This is a genomic window from Mesorhizobium sp. M1163 (genome assembly GCF_040318415.1).
Lineage (GTDB): Bacteria > Pseudomonadota > Alphaproteobacteria > Rhizobiales > Rhizobiaceae > Mesorhizobium.
The window spans coordinates 1-22,873 of sequence record NZ_JAMYMF010000003.1 but is presented as its reverse complement, the minus strand read 5'-3'; the positions used below and the strand labels follow the sequence as shown (position 1 = coordinate 22,873).

The window sequence follows — 22,873 nt, the reverse complement described above, 5'->3', positions numbered from 1 at the left end:
AGGTTGGACTTGACTTGGCCGCACGCCTTGCGTCACAGGCAACGAGAACCAGCAGCTGGGAGCCGCCGATGGCCATCGCATTCACCTTTCCGGGGCAGGGCAGCCAGGCTGTCGGCATGGGCAAGGACCTTGCCGATACCTTTGTTGAATCGCGGCGGATCTTCAAGGAAGTCGATGATGCGCTCGGCGAAAATCTATCGAAGCTTATCTGGGAAGGCCCGGAAGAGACGCTGACGCTGACCGCCAATGCCCAGCCGGCGCTGATGGCGGTGTCGCTTGCCGCAATCCGGGCGTTGGAGGCGCGCGGCTTCTCCCTGAAAGGCAAGGTCACCTATGTCGCCGGCCACTCGCTTGGCGAATATTCGGCACTTGCGGCCGCCGGTTTCGTTTCGGTCGCCGACGCCGCCCGACTGTTGCGCATCCGGGGTAACGCCATGCAGGCGGCGGTACCGGCCGGCGAGGGCGCCATGGCGGCGATCATCGGGCTGGAACAAGCCGACGTCGAAGCCGCCTGCGCAGAGGCTGCCCAAGGCGCGGCCAAAGATCCCGCGCAAGCCATGGTTTGCCAGATCGCCAATGATAATGGGGGCGGCCAGCTGGTAATCTCCGGCGCCAGGTCGGCGGTCGAACTGGCGGCGAAGCTATGCACGGAGAAGGGCGCCAAGCGGGCGCTGATGCTGCAGGTTTCGGCGCCCTTCCATTCGGCATTGATGAAGCCGGCGGCCGAGATCATGCGGGAGGCACTGGCCGCCGTGACGAAGAGTGCACCGGCCGTGCCGCTGGTCTCCAATGTTACGGTGACCCCGACGAGCGATCCCGACGAGATCGCCCGCCGCCTCGTCGAACAGGTGATCGGGCGCGTGCGCTGGCGCGAAACGGTGGAGTGGTTCGGCGCGAATGGCGTTGCGACGCTATATGAAGTAGGCGCCGGCAAGGTTCTGTCGGGGCTGGCGCGGCGCATTAACCGCGATATTGCCACCAGTGCAATCGGATCCGCGGCGGATGTCGAGGCGGCGCTGGCGGCGCTTGCATAATCAACTGGCGATTTGACCCCGCTCCGTGCGAAGGGTGTTCGCTCAGATCAGGAGACAAAAATGTTCGAATTGACCGGCCGCAAGGCGCTCGTCACCGGCGCATCGGGGGGCATCGGCGAGGCGATCGCCCGCGTGCTGCATGGCCAGGGCGCCATCGTCGGCCTGCACGGCACGCGTATCGAGAAACTGGAGGCGCTGGCCGCCGAACTGGGCGACCGGGTCAAGCTGTTTCCGGCCAATCTTTCCAATCGCGACGAGGTCAAGGCGCTTGGCCAGAAGGCGGAGGCCGATCTCGAAGGCGTCGACATCCTCGTCAACAATGCCGGCATCACGAAGGACGGGTTGTTCGTACGCATGGCTGATGCCGACTGGGATAGCGTGATCGAGGTCAACTTGACCGCCGTGTTCCGGCTGACCCGCGAGCTTACCCATCCGATGATGCGGCGCCGCCATGGCCGCATCATCAACATCACTTCAGTGGTCGGCGTCACCGGCAATCCCGGCCAGGCCAATTATTGCGCCTCCAAAGCCGGTATGATCGGCTTTTCCAAATCGCTGGCGCAGGAGATCGCCACCCGCAATATAACCGTCAACTGCGTCGCCCCGGGCTTCATCGAATCGGCGATGACCGACAAGCTCAACGACAAGCAGAAAGAGGCGATCATGGCGGCGATCCCGACGCGGCGCATGGGCACGGGCGCCGAAGTCGCCTCTGCCGTCGCCTACCTCGCTTCCAATGAGGCGGCCTACGTCACCGGCCAGACCGTTCATGTCAATGGCGGCATGGCAATGATCTAACACTTGGGAAAACGCTTCATTCCGTCTTGGATGCACGGAATTTTTCGTGTAATGCCGCCCGCAACCCGGCGGTTCGGGCAAAAACCGGTCCTGTTCCGCTGCGTTTCCGGCAGGACCATCTTTCAGCTTGATTAGCGGCATTCTGCCCGCTAACGAAGACAGACAACCAAAAGACGAGGATGCCCAAATGAGTGACACCGCAGAGCGCGTCAAGAAGATTGTCATCGAGCACCTTGGCGTCGATGCCGACAAGGTGACGGAGCAGGCGAGCTTCATCGATGATCTGGGCGCGGACAGCCTCGACACGGTCGAACTTGTCATGGCGTTCGAAGAAGAGTTCGGCGTCGAAATCCCCGACGATGCGGCCGAGACCATCCTGACTGTTGGCGATGCGGTGAAATACATCGACAAGGCCTCGGCCTGACGCTATTTGCAGTCATCACCGGGGAGGACCTGCGATGAGGCGTGTCGTCGTCACGGGCCTTGGGCTGCTTTCGCCGTTCGGCATGGGCTTCGAGCACAGCTGGAATGAGCTTCTGACCGGCCGCAGTGCAGCCAAGCGCATCACCGAATTCGAGGTGGAAGACCTTGCCTGCAAGGTCGCCCACGTCATTCCGCGCGGTGACGGCTCCAATGCCACTTTCAATCCTGAAGCCGTTCTCGAGCCGAAGGAACTGCGCAAGATCGGCGACTTCATCCTGTACGGGATCGCGGCCGCCGACGAGGCGCTCAAGGATTCCGGCTGGCAGCCGAAGACGCATGAGGAACAGTGCGCCACCGGCGTGCTGATCGGTTCCGGCATCGGCGGCATCGAAGGCATCGCCGAGAATGCGATGATCCTCAAGGAACGCGGTCCGCGCCGCATCAGCCCGTTCTTCATCCCCGGCCAAATCATCAACCTCGTGTCCGGCCAGGTCTCGATCCGGCATGGGCTGAAAGGCCCCAACCATGCCGTCGTCACCGCTTGCTCGACCGGTGCGCACGCCATCGGCGATGCCGCCCGGCTGATCATATGGGGCGATGCCGACGTTATGGTCGCAGGCGGCGCCGAAGCGCCGGTGACGAGGCTTTCGATCGCTGGGTTCGCGGCTTGCCGCGCGCTCTCCACCGACCGCAACGACGCGCCGCAAACGGCCTCGCGCCCCTATGATCGCGATCGCGACGGTTTCGTCATGGGCGAGGGCGCCGGTGTTGTCGTGCTCGAGGAGCTCGAACACGCCAAGGCCCGCGGCGCCAAGATCTATGCCGAGGTCACCGGCTACGGCCTGACCGGTGACGCCTATCACATCACCGCGCCAGCCGAGGACGGCGACGGCGCTTTCCGTTGCATGACGGCGGCGCTGAACCGGGCGAAGCTGACGCCCGCCGATGTCGACTACATCAACGCCCACGGCACCTCGACCATGGCCGATACCATCGAACTCGGCGCCGTCGAGCGGCTGGTCGGCAACGCCGCCTCGAAGATATCGATGTCGTCGACGAAATCGTCGATTGGCCACCTGCTGGGCGCGGCTGGTGCTGCCGAGGCGATCTTTTCGATCCTCGCCATTCGCGACAACATCGCGCCGCCGACCATCAATCTCGACAATCCGGAGCGCGAAACGGCGATTGACCTTGTGCCGCACAAGCCGCGAGCCCGGCAGATCGACGTGGCGCTGTCCAACTCCTTCGGCTTCGGTGGCACCAACGCCTCGCTCGTCTTCCAGCGCTACAATGGCTGACCGCTCCGCCGGTTTGCGTCTGCCGTCAATTTTGCCATATTCGCCCCTACTCTGCCCGAGGGGATTCGTCGCAAGATCAATTGGTAGGGCGCTATGAACACAAATCCGGCCGATAACGGGGAATTCGGGCAACGGGCAGCAACCCCCGGCCCGATCGTGCCGAAGACGGCCAGCGAGGCGTTGCGGCCCGAGGCCGGCACGCCGCCGCCGAAGCGCTCGCGTGCCTCGCGCAGCCAGTTCGTCGTGTTCATGAACTTCGTCATCTCTTCGGTGATGCTGATGGTTCTGGCGGCAGGCGTTGCGCTGTATTTCGGCAAGCAGGAATTCAACGAGCCGGGCCCGTCGGCCAATGGCGACACTTTCCTGGTCAAGCCGAATAGCGGCGTCCAGGAGATCGCCGACCAGCTTGAGCGGCGAGGGCTGATCAGCGACGCCCGCATCTTCCGCCTTGGCGTACGCGCCTTCGGCAATGATTCCGCCCTGAAGGCTGGCGAATACGAGATCAAGCCGCAGGCTTCGATGCACGATATCATGGAACTGCTGAAGAGCGGCAAGTCGGTGATGTATTCGCTGACCATCCCCGAGGGGCTGACGGTCGAGCAGGCACTGCAACGGATCGCTGAGCAGGACGCACTGGCCGGCGATATGCCGTCGACCACTCCACCCGAGGGCAGCCTCGCCACCGACACGCTGCGCTTCACCCGCGGCGCAACACGCCAGCAGATGGTCGACAAGCTTCTGGCCGACCAGAAAAGACTGGTCGACGAAGTCTGGCAGCGCCGAGCGCCGGATCTGCCGATCGCCAACATTGAGGATTTTGTCACCCTGGCCTCGATCGTCGAGAAGGAGACAGGTAAGGGCGATGAACGCTCGCGGGTAGCGGCCGTCTTCCTCAACCGGCTGGCCAAGGGTATGCGGCTGCAGTCGGACCCGACCATCATCTACGGCCTGTTCGGCGGCAAGGGCAAACCCATCGACCGCCCGATCTATCAGTCGGACATCCAGAAGCCGACGCCCTACAACACCTATCTGATCAACGGCTTGCCGCCGACGCCGATCGCCAATCCCGGCCGTGCGGCGCTGGAGGCAGTCGCCAATCCGTCGAAGACCAGCGATCTTTACTTCGTCGCCGACGGCAGCGGCGGCCACGTCTTTGCCGCGACGCTCGATGAGCATAACGAGAATGTCGCTCGCTACCGGGCACTGCTGAAAAAGCAGGCGCAGGACGCCGCCAAGGCCGGGGCAACCAATACCGGAGCCGACACGCCGGCGGGAGCCACCGTTGACGATGCGGGGGCTACCGCCGCCCAGTAGGGCCAGACGCCATCAGGTCGGCCCTGTGCATGTCCGGGTGGATGTGCAAGGGCTGCTATGGCATTGAAATTCACATGATCCTGTCCGGAGCAATCGTTCCGGCTTGAGGGGCATTCGGCAAGGGGACGCACGGCAACATGAACTTGCAGAGTATGACCGGTTTTGCGCGCAGTGTCGCCGAACACGAAGGCACTTCGATTGCCTGGGAAGCCAAGTCCGTCAACGGCAAGAGCGTCGAGGTCAGGCTGCGGCTGCCGCAAGGTTTCGACCGGCTGGAGCCGGCAGTCAGGCAGACGGTGCAAAAGCGTTTTGGGCGCGGTAATTTCCAGATGACGCTGACCATTGGCCGCGCCGCCGGCGCGCAAGCGCAACCCGTGGTCAACGAGGCTTTCCTGAAGGATCTGGCGGGGTTGGCCAAGCGGCTGCAGGAGCAGTTCGGAGTAGCGCCTGCGGCGGCCGACGGACTGCTTGCGCTGCGCGGCGTGCTCGACATTCCCGAAGCCATCGAAACCGAAGAGGCGCGCAGTGCGCTCGATACCGCGATATTGTCGGCGCTGGAAGCAGCACTGGACGGGCTGCAGCAGGCGCGCCAAGGCGAAGGTGCGGCGCTTCGTTCCCTGCTGTCCGGCCATATCGATGCCATCGAGGCGCTGACACTGCGGGCCGAGGCCGATCCATCACGCGAGCCGGCCACGATCCGCGAAAGGCTTGCAGAGCAGATCCGGCTGCTGATGGACGCATCAGCCAATCTGGATGCCAGCCGGCTGCATATGGAAGCGGCGTTCCTGGCCACCAAGGCCGACATACGCGAGGAGATCGACCGGCTGAAGACGCACGTGGCGTCGGGCCGGGCGCTGCTCGCCGGCGGTGGCGCCGTCGGCCGCAAGCTCGATTTCCTGGCGCAGGAATTCAACCGCGAATCGAATACGCTGTGTTCCAAGTCGAATGCTGCCGCGGTCACCGCCATCGGACTGGAACTGAAGGCGGTCGTCGACCAGTTTCGCGAACAGGTCCAGAATCTGGAATGATCCCGATGCCAAGCCACATGACTGCCAAGCCCCATGACCACTAGGGATGTGGGTTCCCGCATTCGGCGCCGCGGGCTGATGCTGGTGTTGTCGTCGCCCTCAGGCGCCGGCAAGTCGACGATCGCGCGCAACCTGCTGGAGAGCGATTCCAGCCTGGAATTGTCGGTCTCGGTCACCACGCGGCCACGCCGCGGCAGCGAGATCGAGGGTGTCCATTACCACTTCCGCACGATGCGCGAGTTCGAGCGGCTGCGCGATTCCGATGCGCTGCTCGAATGGGCGGAGGTGCACGGCAATTGCTACGCGACGCCGCGCGAGCCGGCCGAACAGGCGCTGGCAGAAGGCCGCGACATGCTGTTCGACATCGATTGGCAAGGCGCTCAGCAGCTCAAGGAGAAGATGCGCGCCGACATCGTCTCGATCTTCATCCTGCCGCCGTCGATGAAGGAATTGAAGGCGCGGCTGAAGCGTCGCGCCGAGGACCAGGAAGCGGTAATCGAGACGCGGCTCAAGAACGCCCGTAATGAGATCGAGCACTGGAAGGAATATGATTTCGTCATCGTCAACGACGATCTTGACCGCGCTTTCGCCGAGGTGCGCGGCATCGTCACGGCCGAACGGCTCAGACGCGATCGCCGGCCGGGCTTGTTCGATTTCGTCTCGGGGCTGCTCGATGAGAAGACGGATTGAGCACCTTTATCGTAAGCGTCCGGCCTGCGGCGTCTTTCGAGACGGTGGCGATCACACGAAGATAGTGTCCACTTGTCGGGATAATTGACATTTGCCGATGTTGGTTGACGAGAGAGACGCCCTCGTACCAGCGATCAACGTCGGCATAAAACGCGATAGAGAGTTGGCATGCCGATTGAATTATGGGGCTTTTGACACACCGAATGGCCGAAAGATCAGCGTCGCGCTCGAGGAGATGGGGCTGCCCTACACGGTGAAGGTGGTCGACATCACGAAGGGCGAACAGCATGCCTCTGGGTTTCTGCGTATTAGCCCCAACAATCGCATCCCCGCCATCGTCGATCCCGCCGGACCGGACGGTAGACCGATCAGCGTGTTCGAGTCGGGTGCCATCCTAATTTACCTAGGCCAGAAGACCGGCCACTTTTGGCCGTCCAGACTCAGCGCGCAAGTCCCTGTGTTGGAATGGCTGATGTGGCAGGTGGGTGGTTTCGGTCCGATGCCGGGCTAGGTGCACCACTTTCTTGGCGTGACCGACGACCAGGACCGCCGCTACGGACTGGCACGCTATAGCGCAGAGACCCGACGCCTGTACGGAGTCGCCGATCGGAGGCTGGCGGAGGTCGAGTATTTCTCGGGCGAGCTGTCGATCGCCGATTTTGCTATTCTCGGCTGGGCATGGCGGCACGAGCGGCATCAAGTCGATCTTGCCGAATTTCCGAATGTTGAGCGCTGGTATGGGACTATGATGGCACGGCCGGGGGTTCAACGCGGCTTTGCGGTATCGCTCTCCTGATGGAACGACATGAAGCTCGACGCTTCCGTGAATTCGCTCCTGTCTTCGACAATATTTTCGTCATATTGCGGCAGGTCGTCTGTAATGGTGAACCAAGGTGCCTTGGAGCCGACGAAAATGTGCGCGCTTGGGCGAATGTTTGGGTCGTCGACGAGGGTCCCCATAGCGATGTGGGCGAACGCGCCGTCACGAACAACCGCAAAAAGGAACGACCCGCATAGCTTGCATCGCTCGTCATGCCAGCTATTGCCGTCGACGATCTGGATTTTGTCCTCCCCACTCGTGATGCGCAATTTGACACGCTCTATGCCTGCGAGTGGCTTGAACGCTGCGCCGGTTGCGCGACGGCAGATCGAGCAATGGCAATTCACGGCAAATATGAACTCGTCCGTCACCTTATAGGTGACTGCACCGCACTGGCATGATCCACCTAGCGTGCGGGTGTTGGTCGGCTCCTGCAGCGTCACGACTGGCATTCCTCTGTGCGATCGAAGTTTACCAGATAGCACACTTTTATCGGACTTCAGGCGGGTAGTCGGGGCGACGCTTTGTCTGGGCGGGTGTCAAGTGTTCAATGATCTGTACAATGTCGGTCCGTCCGATCTGCGGATAGTGCTCTCGCATCCCCGTGACCTCTTGGGGCCATTCCGATTCTCTCCAAGGAACGCTGCCGCCTCGGACAGGCGCAGATCGGTGCAGCGCGTGACCCACACAATCGCGATCCTGCTGGCATCGCCGTCACAAACATAGCGCATATAGCCCGGCAAAATCGATATTGCGCCAGCGTATGGTGGATATTTTCTCGCCTGCCTCGATAAGTGGGAAAGACCGAGCGACCACTCCAAGTTCCTCCATTACAGCCTCACACCGCATTCGTCAGCCGCACGAATTCCTCGACGCTGAGCGTCTCCGCACGCCTGGTCGGATCGATGCCGGCGCGGGTGAGCAGCGCCTCGCCGCCAAGGCTTTTCACGCTCTGCCGCAGCATTTTCCGGCGCTGGCCGAACGCCGCTTCGGTGAAGCGGCTGAGCCGTTTCACCTCTGCCGGCAAGGGGCTGGCGCGTGGCACCAGATGCACAACCGAGGACGTCACCTTGGGTGGCGGCGTGAACGCCTGCGGCGGCACGTCGAAGGCAATCCTCGCCTCCGTCCGCCAGCCTGCCAGCACGCCGAGCCGGCCATAGGCTTCGCTGCCGGGGCTGGCTGCAATGCGTTCGGCGACCTCGCGCTGGAACATCAGCGTCATCGATGTGTAGAAAGGCGGCCACTCGGTCACGGTCAGCCAACGGATCAGCAATTCGGTGCCGATATTGTAAGGCAGGTTGGCGACGATTTTCGCCGACCCGCTGCTTCCCGGCACTCCTTTGGCAAGCGCTGCAAAATCAGTTTTCAGCGCATCGCCGGCCACGATCTCAAGCCGACCCGGATAGTGGTTCGCGATCTCGGCCAAGGCCGCCAGGCAGCGCTCGTCGCGCTCGATCGCGACGACCCGCTGGGCGCCGTTGAGGAGCAGGGCCCTAGTCAGCCCGCCCGGACCGGGGCCGACCTCGATAACCGTAACATCGCTCAGGTCGCCGGCGGTCCGCGCAATCTTGCTTGTCAGGTTAAGGTCGAGCAGAAAATTCTGGCCGAGCGCCTTTTTCGCCTGCAGCCCATGGCGCTCGATCACCTCACGCAGCGGCGGCAGCCCGTCTATGCTCATCGGGCTGGGCTCATCGGGCTGGGCTCATTGGGTTAGGATCATCGGATTGGGCTCATTGGCCTGCAGTTTTTGCCCCGGTATCGGCAAGTAGGCGAGCGAGCTTCAGTGCGCCAATCAGACTGTCGGCGCGGGCGATGCCCTTGCCGGCGATGTCGAAGGCGGTGCCATGGTCGGGCGAGGTGCGGATGAAGGGCAGGCCGAGCGTGACGTTGACAGCCTCGTCAAACGCCAGCGCCTTGGCCGGGATCAGCGCCTGGTCGTGATACATGCAGAGCGCCACGTCGTAGCCGGCGCGGGCGCGAGCATGAAACAGCGTGTCGGCGGGCAATGGCCCGAAGGCGTCGATCCCTTCCTGCCTCAGCCTGTCGACCGCCGGGCGTACGATGCGCTCATCTTCGGTGCCCATCGCGCCGCCTTCGCCGGCGTGCGGGTTGAGGCCGGTAATGGCGAGCCGCGGCTTGGCAATTCCGAAGCGGTTTGCAAGGTCGGCGGCGGTGATGCGGCCGGTGGTGACGATCAGGTCGGTCGTCAGCGCCTTCGGCACCTCGGCCAGCGCGATGTGGATGGTGACCGGCACGGTGCGCAGGTCCGGTCCGGCAAGCAGCATCACCGGCGTCACCTCGGTACCGGTATGAAGCGATGCCAGATGCGCCAGATATTCGGTGTGGCCGGGAAAGCGAAAGCCGGCATCGTAGAGCGGCTTCTTGGCAATGGGGCAGGTGACGACCGCGGCAGCGCGGCCGGCCAGGCAGTCGGCGACGGCGCGGTCGATCGCCTCGACGATGCCGGCGGCGTTGGCTGGATCAGGGCGGCCGGGACTGTCGATGAAACGGGCGGCAAGCGCCACCACCGGCAGCGCGCGCGAAAACATCTCCGGCGCTAGCGCCGGCGTTGTCTCGGCCATCGCAATATCGGCGCCGAGCCTGTGCGCCCGCGCGGCAATCAGTGCCGGATCGGCAAGAAGATAGAAAGACGGAACGCCGGCGGTATCGCGGGCCTGCCAAGCGGCGATGGCGATGTCCGGCCCCACACCGGACGGATCGCCGACGCTCAGCGCCAGCGGAAGCTCTGCGTGAGGCACGGCTATCGCGACTTCAGCGCTCGATGATGCGGGCTTTCTTCCGCAACTCCTCGACATATTTCTTCGAGAGCTCGTCGGCGTTCTTGTCGCTCGAACCTTCATTCTGGAACACCATCTGCGCGACTTTGTCGTCTGACACCTCGCGCGACGAGCAGATGCCGATGAATTCGACGCCGCGGTCGGTTTCGCGCGTCGTGGTGGCGCCGCCAACCTTTGTAGCTTTTATCTGCTCGGCCCAGTCCAGCGGCAATTGCGGCGCCAGCACCCGGCCGAGATCGCGAACGGTGACATCCATCAGGCCCTTGGCGAATTCGCGCGTGGTGTTGCAGCCGTTGAAGCGGGCGCGCATGGCGTCGGCTTCGCGTTTGCGCTTGGCCAGCGTCGCGCTTCGCTCGGCGGCCGGCACCACGAAAATGACCTGCTGCAGCATGTACTCGGTGGCACTCGGTTTGCTACCGCCTTTCTCGAGCATGCGCTTGACGAGGTCCTGCTCGCTTATGGCGCCGCCGCCGTCGCTAGAACGGTGACGCGCGGTCAGCGCCTGGTTCCAGGCCATCTGCGCCCGGATAAACTCCTTGAAATGCTCCTTGGAGACGCCGGATTGCGCCATGGCGCCGTCAAGCTGCTTGAGCGGCATTTTGTTGCTCGTGGCGAAACGCTGATAAGCGGCATCGACCTGCGCGTCGCTGATGCGGATGCCGAGCCGCCTGGCTTCGGCCATGCGCAGCGTCTGGTCGATCATTTCCTGGCCGGCATCGCCCTTTTTGTGCTGCAGGCGCAGGAAAGCCGCGCGATGCTGGATGTCGCCGGTGGTGATCGGTATATTGTTGACGACGTATTTGATCTCGCTGGCGAAAACCGGCCGCGTCACTGCGGTGATCGAGACCGCCACCAGCAGCGCGAAGCCTGCCGAAAAGAGGTATTTCCTCATCGAAAGCATCCCAATTCCATCTCGATTCGGCCCAACCTGTCCCAGTTCAGGCCGCGGAAATTCGTGCCTGCTCTATGCGGCGAAACAATGTCGTCCGCCAGCCGCCCCGTTGCCGACTGCTGCTCCCGTTATTGGATGGTGTCGATGGAGCGTTGCGACGAGCCGAAATCGCCGAGCGTGCGGAACGACAGGTTGAAGCCGACGTTCTGCGATACTTCCTTGGTGTTCAGGTCACGTCTTTCCGAAAACGTCATCAAATAGGTAAAGCACGAATCGCTATAGGCAAAGCCGACCCCGTCCTTGACCAGGATGCTCTGCTCCAGATCATACGTGCCGGTGCCAAAGACGCGCCAATTCTCAGCAAGATGCGTCGAGGCGCCGAGCGTAATCTCATGGCGATCCGTGGAGAAGCCATAGAGCGGCTGCGCCTGGATGAAGGCGTATTTGGCGCTCAGCGATACGGGCAGGCCTGAAAAGGCGGCCTTTACCTCAGCGCGGCGGACCTCGAAGCTTTGCTCGTCGAAACGGCCGCTGACCGAGCCGGAAAATCCGCTGGGGCTATTGAAGCCGACAAGGCCGACATAGTCGGAGGTTGCGGTTTCAAGACCCGAATAGGCGCCGACATTGACCAGATCCGGCGTGCCGAACGAGTTCTGGCCGCCGAGTTGGTAGGATTGGCCGAACACCGCATTGGTGCTCCAGCCATTGTCGTACGCGCCGGAATAGCGCAGCCCGACATTGGCGCGCGTGCCGCCTTCCATGCGGTCATAGCCGGAGAATTTGTCGCGCTCGAACAGCGTCGTGGCGTCGAAGACGAAGCTCTGGGCGTCCTCGTTGGGGACCGCCAGCCCGCCGACATATTGCTCGTTCGGACGCATGAACACTTGTGCCATCGGTTCGAAGACATGGCTGGAACTGGTCATCGAGAACAGTACCGGCCAGCGCATCTCAAGGCCGGCGGTCGCCATGTAGCGGGCAAGCGACGAACGCATGTCGTCGTCAACGCCGAGATTGGTCGCCATCTGGTTGACGGCGTCGAGCGAGGCCGAGGAGGCGTTGACATAGCCGGCGTCGCCGCGCAGCGCCAGCAGCGGCGTCAGCAGCAGCCCGCCATCGGTGGTGAAGGTGCGCTTCCATTCGGCCTCAGCGGTAACGCGGCCGGATTGACCGTCGATGCCGCGGACGTTGTTGACGGACGAAGGGATGCCCGAATCTGCAAGAGCCGTATCGAGCCTGTCGCGGTCTATGATCCGCGCGTTGACGTCGAACGACAGCTGCCCGCCGGCCACCGGCATGTCGGGGATATAGGCGTAGTCGAGCGAGGGCAGCACCCAGGGCTGCTTGGCGGCGCGGGCGGTCGGATCGCTAGCGAGGGTGTCTTCTTGAACGTCGAAGTGCATGGCGCGCACATCGAAATAATTGCGATCGTTGAGCCCCGTCAGGTACACCTCGGAGCGGTGTACGCTATCGTTGAAGCCGTCGATATCGTAGGTGCGCGAGAAACTCTTGTCGCTCTGCAGCAGGATGTCCCAGCCGAAGTCCCAGCGCGGGTTGATGGCGAACTGGCCTTGGGTGCCCATCATGCCGCGGAACCTGTTCGGATCGCCCTCGGTACCCGAACTGACGTTGTGGCCATTGTCGTCGATGAAGGCGTCGGGATTCTCTTGACGGATGCCCGCAATCTTCAGGCTGTACTGACCGTTGTTGAAGCGCTGCCTCCACTCGGCCTCACCGAGGAAACCCTGTCTGGTATAGCCGCTGCCGGTGACAGTTAGATCGTAGGTCGGCGAGAGCGCGAAATAATAGGGAACTCTAACACCGACGCCGAGATCGCTCTTGTAGGCGACGCCGGGGATCAGGAAGCCGCTCTTGCGCTTGACCGTCGGGTCGGCGATCTCGAAAGCCGGCAGATAGGCCAGTGGAAAGCCGAAGAACTCGAAATTCGAATTCTCGAAGCGAACCGTCTTCTTCTCGCCGTTCCAGATGATCTTCCTGGCCTTGATACGCCAGGTCGGCGCTTTGTCGGGCTTGTCCTCGCACGGCTCGCAGGCGGTGTAGACGCCATTGTGGAACGTCGTCAGCACGCCGCCCATGCGCTCCGCGCTTTCGGCGGCGAAATACGCCTTGTCGACGGTCTCGACACGCAGCGCGTTGACGAAGCCGTCGGCGAAATCGTCGGTGATGTCGGCATGCTGCGAATAGATTTTGGTGCCGTCGCTGTTGACGAGCTCGACATTGCCGCTGGCGACGAGGCGTTTGGTGTTGCGGTTGTATTCGACCCGCTGGGCGACGAGACGGTTGCCGCCATAGTCGATCTGGACGCCGCCGACGGCCGTCACAGTCTGCTTGTCGTTGTCGTAGACCAGCGTATCGGCTGCCAGCAGCATCTGTGTGCCGCTCGGAACCTTCGTTGCCAGCTCACTGACGTCCTGGGCGAAAACCGGAGCAACCGGGGCAGCGCCGGCAAGCAGGCATGCCAAGGCGCTCGCCGCAGAGAGGCGTGCCAAACCGGCGTGCCTATGGCTGCGCAAAACCGCCTCCCTCACTAGCCGTCTTCCTTGTATAGCAGGAATGTCACCCCGAAGAACATAGCCACGACAACCGGGACCCAAGCCGCTACGGCAGTGGGTACGAATCCCGCTACGCCGAATGCCTTGACCAGCACCGAAACGACATAAAGCAGAAAGCCGGCCACGATGCCACCCAGAATCATCGTCGCCGACTGCCCCATCCTCGCAAATCGCATTGATACCGTTGCCGCAATCAGCGTCATCGCGACGAGCAGGAAGGGCAGCGCAATCAGGGAATCGAACTGCATGGCGAAGGCATTTGCCTTGAGGCCGAAGGAGCGGGCCACCTCGATCTTGCCGGGCAGATCGTAGAAGGGGATGGTCTCAGGGCGCGCCAACCGCTCTTGCACGAATTCCGGCTTGAGATCGGTCGGCAGCCGATCGCTGGGTAACGACTGGATGGTGCCGTCCCGGAACACCTTGACGTCCCGCAATTCCCAGTAGCCGTCCCGCAAAAAGGCGTGCGCGGCATCCTTGCGCTCGATGATGTCGCCTTGCGGGCTGAAACTGAAGAAGACCGCGTCGGCCATCTCCAGGCCTTGATTGAGAATGGCGCGCGCGCCGATGATGGTATCGCCGGAGCTGGTTTTCTGCCTGATCCAGGGCGCGGCGTCGGCCGAGACGGTGTTCGACTTGCCCGAACGGAGCTGGGTCTCGATCTGCTCGGACCAGGAATAGGCGTGCGCGGCTATCGGATTGATGACGCCAACCGACAAGGCCCCAAACAGCAGCGCCCCGATGCAGCACGGCAGCAGGAACTGCCATGCGGAAACCCCGGCGGAACGGGCGATGACCAATTCATATTTGCGGTTGAGCGACACCAGGGTCGCCATCGCCGAGAACAGGCCGACGAACGGCACCGTCTGCAGCATGATCATCGGCATCCGGAGCCCCGAAATGGCGAACGCAGTTGCGTAGGTGAAGCCCGGCACGCCGGTCGTGCGGCCGGAAAGCTCGGTGAAATCGATCAGGAACACCAGCGCCAAAAGGCCGATGAAGAACCAGATGGTGATCGTCACATAGCGAAAGAAGAAGTACCGACCCAGAGTCCAGCCCATCAGCCGGCTCCCTGTCCGGATGCGCCACGCCGGGCAAAGCGGAGCTTGACGGCGCTCCAGCCGTCATTGAAGCGGCCGGCAAGATTGGTTATCCAATCGGCCCAAGCAACCGGCAGTTCCATCGTCCGGTGGGAAACGATGAACCAGATAGCGATCGCCGATGCCACGATCGGGACGCCGTAGACCATATAGGCATATTGCGGCACCTTGTCGGCCTTGCCGGCGGCAAAGAACCCGAGCCAGCGCACGAACAGCGCGATCGCGATTGCCGTGATCAGCGGGTGCACGCGCGCCTCGCGATGCGAGCGCGCATCTCCGGCGACCGCAAGCGCGATCAGCGCAAAGACGAGCGAATAGGACCACTCGGAAAAACGCTGGTTGAGCTCGGCCAGGTACCTGTTCGGCTTTTGCTGGTACATCTTGTCGTTCGGACTGGGATTGAGCAGGTACTGGGTCGTCCGGTCCTTCGGCAAAAGCAGAATGTCAGATGACGCCGACAAGAAAGCGGACAAGTCGAAGGCGTAGGAGGTGAACCGGATTACCGAGAGGTCGCCGGTCATGGTTTTGCGATGGATGACGCCGTCATTCATCATCAGCACCTTCTCGTCGCCGCGTTCGATGATGCTGCCGGTCTTGGCATAATAGATGAGATTGACGCCTTCTTCGCGCGAGTCGGCGACGAAGATGCCGCCGAGGCGATTGTCGGGAAGCCGTTCGCCAACCTGCAGGAACAGGCCATCATCGATCTTGCGGAAGGTGCCTTCCTGGATGATCAACGACAACAGATCGGCACGCGACGAAGCAATCAACTCGCGGTTCTTCTGGCGTGCGTAAGGGTCGACGCCATTGTCGACAGCAAACGAAAAAACGCTGGCTGCGAGTGCCAGAAGCATGATCGGCCTGACGATGGTCCAGCGTGAAGCGCCGGCGGCATTGATGACGGCCAGCTCCGAATCCGAATTCATCACGCTGAGGATCTGCGCGACCGCGACGACTAGGGCGAACGGCACGACGATCGGAACGATCGACGGGACGATCAGCGCTGCGACTTCGAAGAAGGTGAGGGCCGACTGACCGCTATCGGTGACGAGGTCGATGCGGGCGAGCACCTGAGTCGTCCAGACGATCGCCAGCGTCCAAACGAGCGCCAGCGCGAATACCGCGAAAGCACGGCGCATGATGTAACGTTCAACGACCTTCATGAAGGCTTTTCTCGGCGGTTTCGAACGGCATCATGCCTTGGAATAAGGTAGTCGTCCGGCGCCGGCTGCACAACTGGCTCAGTTTGGCGGTTCGATCTGGGTTCTGTCCCGTATCGCAAATTCCGCTGGGCCGGAGTGTCGGCGGCAATGGATAAGAAAGGGCGAACATTGTTGGTTAACAACAGGTTGCGGCGGGAAGCGGGGCCGTGCCGCGACGAATCGTGGATGGTTCAATGTCGCATATGGGAGCGATTTTCGGCCAAAGTCTTGTCAAATGCGGCAAAACGACCAAATGTCGCGCCGATCGCCGCCGCGGCGGCGTGATAAGACGGGTCAGGATCTGTTGAGCCCCAGCATGGAAGCGGAAAAATTGCGCAGTCAAACCGGTTGGGAAGCGGTCTTTGATGGCGCGATTGTGATCGGCGCCGGCGCGGCCGGCCTTGCCGCCGCCCACGCCCTGATGAAGGCCGGCGTACCGACGCTCGTCCTGGAAAAGGAGAGCCGGCTTGCCGAGCCCTGGCATCGGCGGCACCAACGTCTGCACCTCAACACGCATCGCGATCTCTCGACGCTGCCCGGCATCGGCTATCCCGCAGGCACCCCGGCCTTCCCGCACAGAACCGCCGTCATTCGCCATCTGAACGATTTCAGCCAAGTGCACCGGCTGCCTGTCACATTCGGCGTTGCCGTCGAAGAGATCACGTTCGATGGCGATCACTGGACCGTACAGACCAATTCCGGATCCCGTCCGGCGCGCCATGTCGTCGTCGCCACCGGGCGCGACCGGCAGCCGTTTATTCCCGCATGGAAAGGCATGAAGGATTTTGCCGGCCGGATCGTCCATTCGGCAGATTTTGGCGAGGCGAAAGACTATGCCGGCAAAAAGGTGCTGGTGGTCGGTGCCGGCAATTCGGGTTTCGACGTCCTCAATCATCTTGCGGATGCAGACGCCGAAAGCATCTGGCTGTCGGCCCGCAATGGTCCGTCATTGCTGCCGAAACGCATCTGCAAGATCGCCGTCCACAGGCTTTCGCCTTTCATGGCGCGCTTGCCGGTACGGATTGCCGATGCGGTGATGACGACAACCCAGCGCCTGGTTTTCGGCGACCTGACGAAATTCGGGCTTCCGCCGGCCTCCATAGGAGGTGCGAGCCGTCTGAGCGCCGACTACACCGCGATCGCAGCCGATGACGGCGCGGTTCGCGCCATCAAGGCAGGCATGATCGTGGTGGTGCCGCCATTGCGAGAATTTACTCGCGACGGCATCATATTGAACGACGGCAGGTTTATCACGCCCGATATCGTCATCTCAGCGACCGGCTACCGGACCGGGCTGGAGCAGATGGTCGGCAAGCTCGGCGTTCTCGACGGCAAGGGCGTTCCGCTTTTCAACGGCGGCGAAGCCGACCCGCGATTGCCCGGTCTGTGGTTTACCGGCATGCGGCCGAGCATTCGCGGTTGTTTCGCCAATGCCCGCATTCAGGCTAGGGCGATAGCGGCGCGGATTGTCAAGCAGCGATAATGAGCAGGACTATGCCGACTGTCCGCCCCGCAATAGATACGCCTTGTTGGAACGTTCTCGAACCGAAAGGTCAATGATCATGACGCCAGTCAGCATTCGCTACATGGTCGATGATGTCGCCGCCTCGATCGACTTTTATTGCGGACATCTGGGCTTCACCGTCCAACAGGACGCGCGACCGGCTTTTGCCTCCGTCACGCGCGGCGCGTTACGGCTCCTTCTAAGCGGACCCGGCAGTTCGGGTGCACGGGCGATGCCCGACGGCCGGCAGCCGGTGCCGGGAGGCTGGAACCGCATCCTGCTGGTGGTGCCGGACCTGAAAGAAGAGGTTGCGCGTCTCAAGAGTGCTGGACTTGTCTTTCGCAACGATATCATAACGGGCGTCGGCGGTTCCCAGACCCTGCTCGAAGACCCATCCGGCAATGTCATCGAGCTGTTTCAACCCGCCGCTCACTGACGCAACAACACGGCATCTTAGGTCCGATCTGCCCAATCGAACGCCTCTCCCGACAATCCAACGCATTTCCCCGAAAGCAGGACATGATGAATTCGAGACCCTCGATCGCCTTCGCCAAATTCGCCGCGCCCAAAAAGGGCAGCGTTTTCGTTCTGGCGGCCGACGAGGGCGGCCTCGGTGATGCCGTCAGGGCCTGCGATCCGGCAAAGACCCTCGAGCGGGCCTTTCCCGTCGCCGACTTCACCGGCAAATTCGCCAGCCAGGTCGAAGTGCTGGCACCGGAAGGGACGTCGCTCGAGCGGCTGGTGGCGGTCGGCGCCGGCAAGGGCTCCAATCTCGATGACTACGCCTGGCTGAAGCTCGGCGGCACGATTGCCGCATCCTTTCGCAAGGCAACCGAAGTGGCCGTCGTGCTCGATCTTCCCGGCGCCGCCGTCAGCGGCAGGCAAGCCGTTCAGCTTGCCGCGGGCATCCTGCTGCGCAGCTATTCCTTCGACAAGTACAAGACCAAAAAGGACAATGGTGACGGCAAGCGTGAGCCAAAAAAGCCGGTAAAGGTGACCATTCACACGGCCGATCCGGCGGCCGCAAAGAAGGCCTTTGCCGATGAAGCGGCGGTGATCGACGGCGTCTTGCTGGCGCGCGATTTGGTCAATGAACCGGCCAATGTGTTGGGACCGGTGGAATTCGCCGCCCGCATCGCCCAACTGGAGGCGCTCGGCGTCACGGTCGAGATCCTGGCCGAGAAGGAGATGAAGAAGCTCGGCATGGGTTCGCTGCTGGGCGTAGCGCAGGGCTCGCCGCGTGGCGCCCGCATCGCCGTCATGCGGTGGGACGGCGGCAAGGCCAAGGAAAGCCCGGTCGCCTTCGTCGGCAAGGGAGTCACCTTCGACACCGGCGGCAATTCGATCAAACCGGCCTCCGGTATGGAGGACATGAAGGGCGACATGGGCGGCGCTGCTGCCGTCACCGGGCTGATGCACGCGCTGGCCGCGCGCAAGGCGAAGGTCAATGTCGTGGGCATTGTCGGGCTGGTCGAAAACGCCGTCGACGGCCACGCTCAACGACCGGGCGACATCGTCACCTCGATGTCTGGCCAGACCATCGAAGTGCTCAACACCGACGCCGAGGGCCGCCTCGTGCTGGCCGATGCGCTGTGGTACTGCAACGACCGCTTCCAGCCGAAATTCATGATCAATCTGGCGACGCTGACCGGCGCCATCATGGTCGCGCTCGGCCAGCATTATGCCGGCCTGTTCTCTAATAATGACGAGCTGGCGGACCGGCTGACGGCGGCCGGTCAGGCGACGCAGGAGCGGTTGTGGCGCATGCCGCTCGGCGCCGAATACGACAAGCTGATCGAGTCCAAGAATGCCGACATGAAGAATATTGGCGGCCGTTATGGCGGCGCCATCATCGCCGCGCAGTTCCTGCAGCGCTTCGTCAAGGACACGCCCTGGGCGCATCTCGACATTGCCGGCACCGCGATGGGCTCGCCCTCCAACGAGATCAACCAGTCATGGGCTTCCGGATTCGGCGTCAGATTGCTCGACCGATTGGTGCGCGATCATTACGAGCAATGAGCGGCGCGCCAAATGATTTAGACTGAAGTCATGGCCGAAATCCTGTTCTATCACCTGACCGAATCGACCCTGGAGGACGCGCTGCCCGGCCTCCTGGAGCGCAGCATCGATCGCGGCTGGCGCGCCGTGGTGCAGACCGGCACCGAGGAACGGCGCGACGCGCTGGACCAGCATCTGTGGACTTTCCGGGACGATTCGTTCCTGGCCCATGCAACGGACCGCGAAGCCCATCCCGCCGAGCAGCCGGTGCTTCTGACCGTCGGACCTGACAATCCGAACCAGGCGCAGATACGCTTCCTGGTCGATGGCGCGGTGCCGCCGGAGCTTGGCGGCTACCAGCGCGCCGTGTTCCTGTTCGACGGCCACGATGCAGCCCAGCTAGAGGCGGCACGCACGCACTGGAAGACAATGAAGGAGGCCGGCCACACCGTGACCTACTGGCAGCAAACACCGGACCGGCGCTGGGAACGCAAGGCTTAGAAGACCTGAGCAAGCCCGATGCCGCCTGATGATCAAACACCAAGCATATCGATAGATGCCGCACTTGTTCGCCGCTTGATTGCCGCGCAGTTCCCTGAATGGGCGGACCTGCCGGTAGAGCCGGTCGAGCCTGGCGGCTGGGACAACCGCACCTTCCGGCTGGGCGATCGAATGTCGGTGCGGCTGCCCAGCGCTGCCGCCTATGTTGCCCAGGTCGAGAAGGAGCATCGCTGGCTGCCTCGCCTCGCGCCTCACTTGCCTCTGCCGATACCGGTGCCACTGGCCAGAGGCGCGCCCGGTGAAGGCTATCCATGGCCTTGGTCCGTCTATCGCTGGCTTCGCGGTCGGCCGGCGGCTGGTGGGCTGATTGCCGATCTCAATGAATTCGCTCGTTCGCTGGCCGGCTTTCTGGTTGCGCTCTACCGGATCGACGCCGCTGGCGGACCACCGGCAGGTCAGCATAATTTCCACCGCGGTGGCCAGCTTTCAGTCTACGACGCCCAGACCCGAGCCGCGCTTTCGGCGCTCGGCGGCCGCATCGACAAGGCAACCGCCGAGGCGGTGTGGGCGACCGCGCTCGGCTCGCGATGGCAAGGGCCGCCGGTCTGGGTCCATGGCGACGTTGCCTCAGGCAATCTGCTCGTCGAAGATGGCAAGCTCTGCGCGGTCGTCGATTTCGGCAGTTCGGCTATCGGCGATCCTGCCTGTGACCTGGTGATCGCATGGACGGAATTTTACGGCGAGAGCCGCCAGGCGTTCCGCGACGCCATTTCCCTTGACGAGCACAGCTGGGCGCGCGCTCGGGGCTGGGCGCTCTGGAAGGCGCTGATCGTCGCTTCGGGACATGACGGCAACCAGCGCGAGGCGGAAAAATCGTGGCGGGTTATCAATGAGGTGCTGGCGGATCACACAAACAGTTAGAGCGGGATGGAGAATTCAGTTTGAACGCATCCCGCTCCAAAAACGAAAGCATTACTGACCGCCCGTCTCCCTCCTGAACGTATCGAAATCGACCTGCATGCCGTTGAAGATCGAAATCGACCTGCATGCCGTTGAAGATAGAGCTCCAAGCGCCCATGGTCGACTGGATGTCCTTGATGGTTGCGTCATAGTCGTCGGCACGGGCCGGTGCGGAGGCCAGCGTCAGGGTCAGCGCGTGGACCGTGGAGGCGAGCAAGGATGCATGATGAAGCGAAGAGGGCGTGGAATGAAAACGATATGGAAGCTGTTCATGGCGTTCTCCTCTGGTTTTGGTTGGCCTTACGATGTAAGGTAATGTCGAAAATTAACCTTACAGCGTAAGTTGTCAAGCGGCACCATGGACATATCAGTCAAAAAAAAGCGAACGCGCGGCCGGCTGTCTCGCGAGATGATCGAGGATGCGGCTTTCGAGGTAATCGAGAGGGAGGGGCTTTCCGGCTTTTCGATGCGCAAGCTGGCGGCAGAACTCGGCTGCGAAGCGATGAGCATCTACCATCATTTCCCCTCCCAGGCGCATCTTTACGAGGCACTGGTCGATCGACAGATCAGCTCGATCAAGATTCCTGACGACGGCATGCGTTGGCGCCAGCGGATCCACGTCGCCGTGAAGGAATACCGCCGGGTCGCCACCGAACATCCGGCCTTTGCGCCGTTCATTGTGGTCTACCGCATGAATTCGCCGGCATGTCTCGCCAAGCTGAACGACGTGATCGGCCTGTTCGAAGCCGGCGGTTTCGGTTTGGAACTCAGCGCCCGGTTGTTCCGAGCCACGAGCTACTATCTGATGGGCGCGATCCTTGACGAGACGGCCGGCTACGCCAAAGGGCCTTCGGCGGTCACCACGGTGAGCGATGAAGCGCTAGCGCGGGATTTCCCCGGCGTCATGGCTGCCGGGGCATATTTCGGCACAGCCGGTTTTGACAAGACCTTCGATATAGGCCTCGACATGTTGCTGGACGAGATGGAGCGTATCCGCGACGGTGCCAATGCGAGGTAGTTGCATCAACGGGGCATTGTCCGCATGCGCTTTTTGTTTCTTCTGATCCTGCTCATCGGTACCGGCATCGGCGTCGTCTATCCCTGGGCGATGACCAATTTCTCCGGCCGTGAGATCGGCACCTGGCGGGTTTACGACCAGGGCCGGTTCAAGCCGGTGACGGTGGCCCTGAGCGCACGCGACGGGCCGCTACGCGTGCTGGTCGATCTCACTGCAAGAGCCGAGCGCATCGTCTCGCAGCAGCGCACCGTGCTGACCCTGACCGCCGCCACCGGCGGCAGGACGGTGCTCGCCTCGACGCTGCAGTTCAATCACTCCGACAATCCGCGCCAGGTCAGCCCACAGCTGCCGGACAGGATCTTTCGCGACGAGGCCGGCCTGATCCCGAGCGTTACCCCCGGTTCCTACATCTTCACCGTCGGTCCGGGCGACGCCGAGGGCATTCCGATGCGGGCCGTCGACCTCGTCCTGCGCTCGGCTGCCGGCGAGGTCGACCGCCGGGCGCGGCCGGTCGGTTTTTCCCTGATGGCGGCCGGCCTGGCCGGGCTGGCGCTGGCATTCCGTTTCGGCGGCCGCCGGCCGGAAAATCCGAACTCGCAGCCGCCACCGCCGCGCTGGGGCAGGGGCTCCAATTGAACTATCGCCACGCCTACCATGCCGGGAACTTCGCCGACGTCGTCAAGCATGCCGTGCTCAGCCGGCTGATCGAATATCTGAAGCAGAAGGACAAGGCGTTTCGGGTCATCGACACCCATGCCGGCATCGGCCGCTACGATCTGTCCTCAACCGAAGCGCAAAAGACGGGCGAATGGCAGGGGGGGGGGGGGCGGGGGGGGGCGGCGCACCCCCGCCCCCCCCCGCGCCGCGCGAGGGGGGGAGCCGAGTGTCGCGGCGGCGTCGCCGCTACACACCCCCGGGGCGCCGAAAA

Annotated in this window: 22 protein-coding genes and 1 pseudogene; 16 read left to right on the top strand and 7 right to left on the bottom strand. The window is 62.7% G+C overall.

The features are described from left to right. Positions 1–68: 68 nt before the first annotated feature. The 8 genes and pseudogenes from fabD to NKH43_RS03640 all read left to right on the top strand — a co-directional run bounded on the left by fabD (position 69) and on the right by NKH43_RS03640 (position 7,381). Positions 69–1,034, top strand: a complete 966-nt coding sequence (gene fabD, locus NKH43_RS03675) for an ACP S-malonyltransferase (RefSeq protein WP_352856658.1) — start codon at positions 69–71, stop codon at positions 1,032–1,034. A gap of 60 nt (positions 1,035–1,094) precedes the next feature. Further along, positions 1,095–1,832 carry a 3-oxoacyl-[acyl-carrier-protein] reductase gene (fabG, locus tag NKH43_RS03670; RefSeq protein ID WP_023719826.1) on the top strand — a complete coding sequence of 246 codons (738 nt, stop codon included), beginning with the start codon at positions 1,095–1,097 and terminating at the stop codon, positions 1,830–1,832. Positions 1,833–2,019: 187 nt separating this feature from the next. Beyond that, positions 2,020–2,256 (top strand): acyl carrier protein, encoded by a 237-nt coding sequence (locus tag NKH43_RS03665; protein ID WP_006203723.1) that lies wholly within the window; start codon positions 2,020–2,022, stop codon positions 2,254–2,256. 34 nt (positions 2,257–2,290) lie between these two features. Further along, positions 2,291–3,553, top strand: coding sequence for a beta-ketoacyl-ACP synthase II (gene fabF, locus NKH43_RS03660; protein WP_023719825.1), 1,263 nt, complete (start codon positions 2,291–2,293; stop codon positions 3,551–3,553). 93 nt (positions 3,554–3,646) lie between these two features. Beyond that, positions 3,647–4,867: an endolytic transglycosylase MltG gene (gene mltG, locus NKH43_RS03655; RefSeq protein ID WP_352856656.1), complete on the top strand. Its 1,221-nt coding sequence runs from the start codon at positions 3,647–3,649 to the stop codon at positions 4,865–4,867. A 137-nt stretch (positions 4,868–5,004) separates the two neighbouring features. Further along, complete coding sequence (locus NKH43_RS03650) at positions 5,005–5,895, top strand: YicC/YloC family endoribonuclease (protein WP_023719823.1); 891 nt, start codon at positions 5,005–5,007, stop codon at positions 5,893–5,895. A gap of 33 nt (positions 5,896–5,928) precedes the next feature. After that, complete coding sequence (gene gmk / locus NKH43_RS03645) at positions 5,929–6,585, top strand: guanylate kinase (RefSeq protein WP_023719822.1); 657 nt, start codon at positions 5,929–5,931, stop codon at positions 6,583–6,585. Between the two features lie 175 nt (positions 6,586–6,760). Then, positions 6,761–7,381, top strand: a pseudogene (locus tag NKH43_RS03640) (glutathione S-transferase family protein). Here NKH43_RS03640 and NKH43_RS03635 read toward each other — a convergent pair. From NKH43_RS03635 to lptF, 7 genes are all read right to left on the bottom strand, one after another. Continuing rightward, the gene (locus NKH43_RS03635) at positions 7,351–7,848 is read right to left on the bottom strand and encodes a GFA family protein (protein WP_352588632.1); all 498 of its coding nucleotides are present in this window, start codon (positions 7,846–7,848) and stop codon (positions 7,351–7,353) included. The pseudogene NKH43_RS03640 and the gene NKH43_RS03635 sit on opposite strands and share 31 nt — an antisense overlap. A 395-nt stretch (positions 7,849–8,243) precedes the next feature. Then, positions 8,244–9,083 carry a 16S rRNA (adenine(1518)-N(6)/adenine(1519)-N(6))-dimethyltransferase RsmA gene (gene rsmA / locus NKH43_RS03630; protein ID WP_352588629.1) on the bottom strand — a complete coding sequence of 280 codons (840 nt, stop codon included), beginning with the start codon at positions 9,081–9,083 and terminating at the stop codon, positions 8,244–8,246. A gap of 52 nt (positions 9,084–9,135) precedes the next feature. Next, a complete protein-coding gene (gene pdxA, locus NKH43_RS03625; RefSeq protein WP_352588626.1) occupies positions 9,136–10,164 on the bottom strand; it encodes a 4-hydroxythreonine-4-phosphate dehydrogenase PdxA in 1,029 nt (342 codons plus the stop codon). Positions 10,165–10,177: 13 nt separating this feature from the next. Then, entirely contained in the window at positions 10,178–11,104 is a 927-nt protein-coding gene (locus NKH43_RS03620; RefSeq protein WP_023719817.1) for a peptidylprolyl isomerase, read from the bottom strand. A gap of 119 nt (positions 11,105–11,223) precedes the next feature. Beyond that, positions 11,224–13,641 (bottom strand): LPS-assembly protein LptD, encoded by a 2,418-nt coding sequence (locus NKH43_RS03615; RefSeq protein ID WP_352494876.1) that lies wholly within the window; start codon positions 13,639–13,641, stop codon positions 11,224–11,226. Then, positions 13,641–14,726 carry an LPS export ABC transporter permease LptG gene (lptG, locus tag NKH43_RS03610; RefSeq protein WP_023719815.1) on the bottom strand — a complete coding sequence of 362 codons (1,086 nt, stop codon included), beginning with the start codon at positions 14,724–14,726 and terminating at the stop codon, positions 13,641–13,643. The genes NKH43_RS03615 and lptG overlap by 1 nt, the downstream gene beginning before the upstream one ends. Continuing rightward, positions 14,723–15,925, bottom strand: coding sequence for an LPS export ABC transporter permease LptF (gene lptF / locus NKH43_RS03605; protein ID WP_352856653.1), 1,203 nt, complete (start codon positions 15,923–15,925; stop codon positions 14,723–14,725). Before lptF ends, lptG begins: the two co-directional genes overlap by 4 nt. Positions 15,926–16,280: 355 nt before the next feature. Here lptF and NKH43_RS03600 point away from each other — a divergent pair, with 355 nt between their 5' ends. The 8 genes from NKH43_RS03600 to rlmJ form a co-directional block, all read left to right on the top strand. Further along, positions 16,281–17,447: a flavin-containing monooxygenase gene (locus NKH43_RS03600; RefSeq protein ID WP_352856651.1), complete on the top strand. Its 1,167-nt coding sequence runs from the start codon at positions 16,281–16,283 to the stop codon at positions 17,445–17,447. 73 nt (positions 17,448–17,520) lie between these two features. After that, positions 17,521–17,904 carry a VOC family protein gene (locus NKH43_RS03595; protein ID WP_031194238.1) on the top strand — a complete coding sequence of 128 codons (384 nt, stop codon included), beginning with the start codon at positions 17,521–17,523 and terminating at the stop codon, positions 17,902–17,904. Between the two features lie 86 nt (positions 17,905–17,990). Further along, complete coding sequence (locus NKH43_RS03590; protein WP_023719811.1) at positions 17,991–19,487, top strand: leucyl aminopeptidase; 1,497 nt, start codon at positions 17,991–17,993, stop codon at positions 19,485–19,487. Positions 19,488–19,517: 30 nt separating this feature from the next. After that, a complete protein-coding gene (locus tag NKH43_RS03585; protein ID WP_023719810.1) occupies positions 19,518–19,967 on the top strand; it encodes a DNA polymerase III subunit chi in 450 nt (149 codons plus the stop codon). A gap of 18 nt (positions 19,968–19,985) precedes the next feature. Further along, the gene (locus tag NKH43_RS03580; protein WP_352515674.1) at positions 19,986–20,888 is read left to right on the top strand and encodes an aminoglycoside phosphotransferase family protein; all 903 of its coding nucleotides are present in this window, start codon (positions 19,986–19,988) and stop codon (positions 20,886–20,888) included. Between the two features lie 397 nt (positions 20,889–21,285). Then, positions 21,286–21,945, top strand: a complete 660-nt coding sequence (locus tag NKH43_RS03575; RefSeq protein ID WP_352548988.1) for a TetR/AcrR family transcriptional regulator — start codon at positions 21,286–21,288, stop codon at positions 21,943–21,945. 24 nt (positions 21,946–21,969) lie between these two features. Further along, entirely contained in the window at positions 21,970–22,581 is a 612-nt protein-coding gene (locus NKH43_RS03570; RefSeq protein ID WP_023719807.1) for a hypothetical protein, read from the top strand. Continuing rightward, a partial coding sequence (gene rlmJ / locus NKH43_RS03565; protein ID WP_352856649.1) for a 23S rRNA (adenine(2030)-N(6))-methyltransferase RlmJ occupies positions 22,578–22,873 on the top strand: 296 nt, incomplete at its 3' end. The genes NKH43_RS03570 and rlmJ, both read left to right, overlap by 4 nt.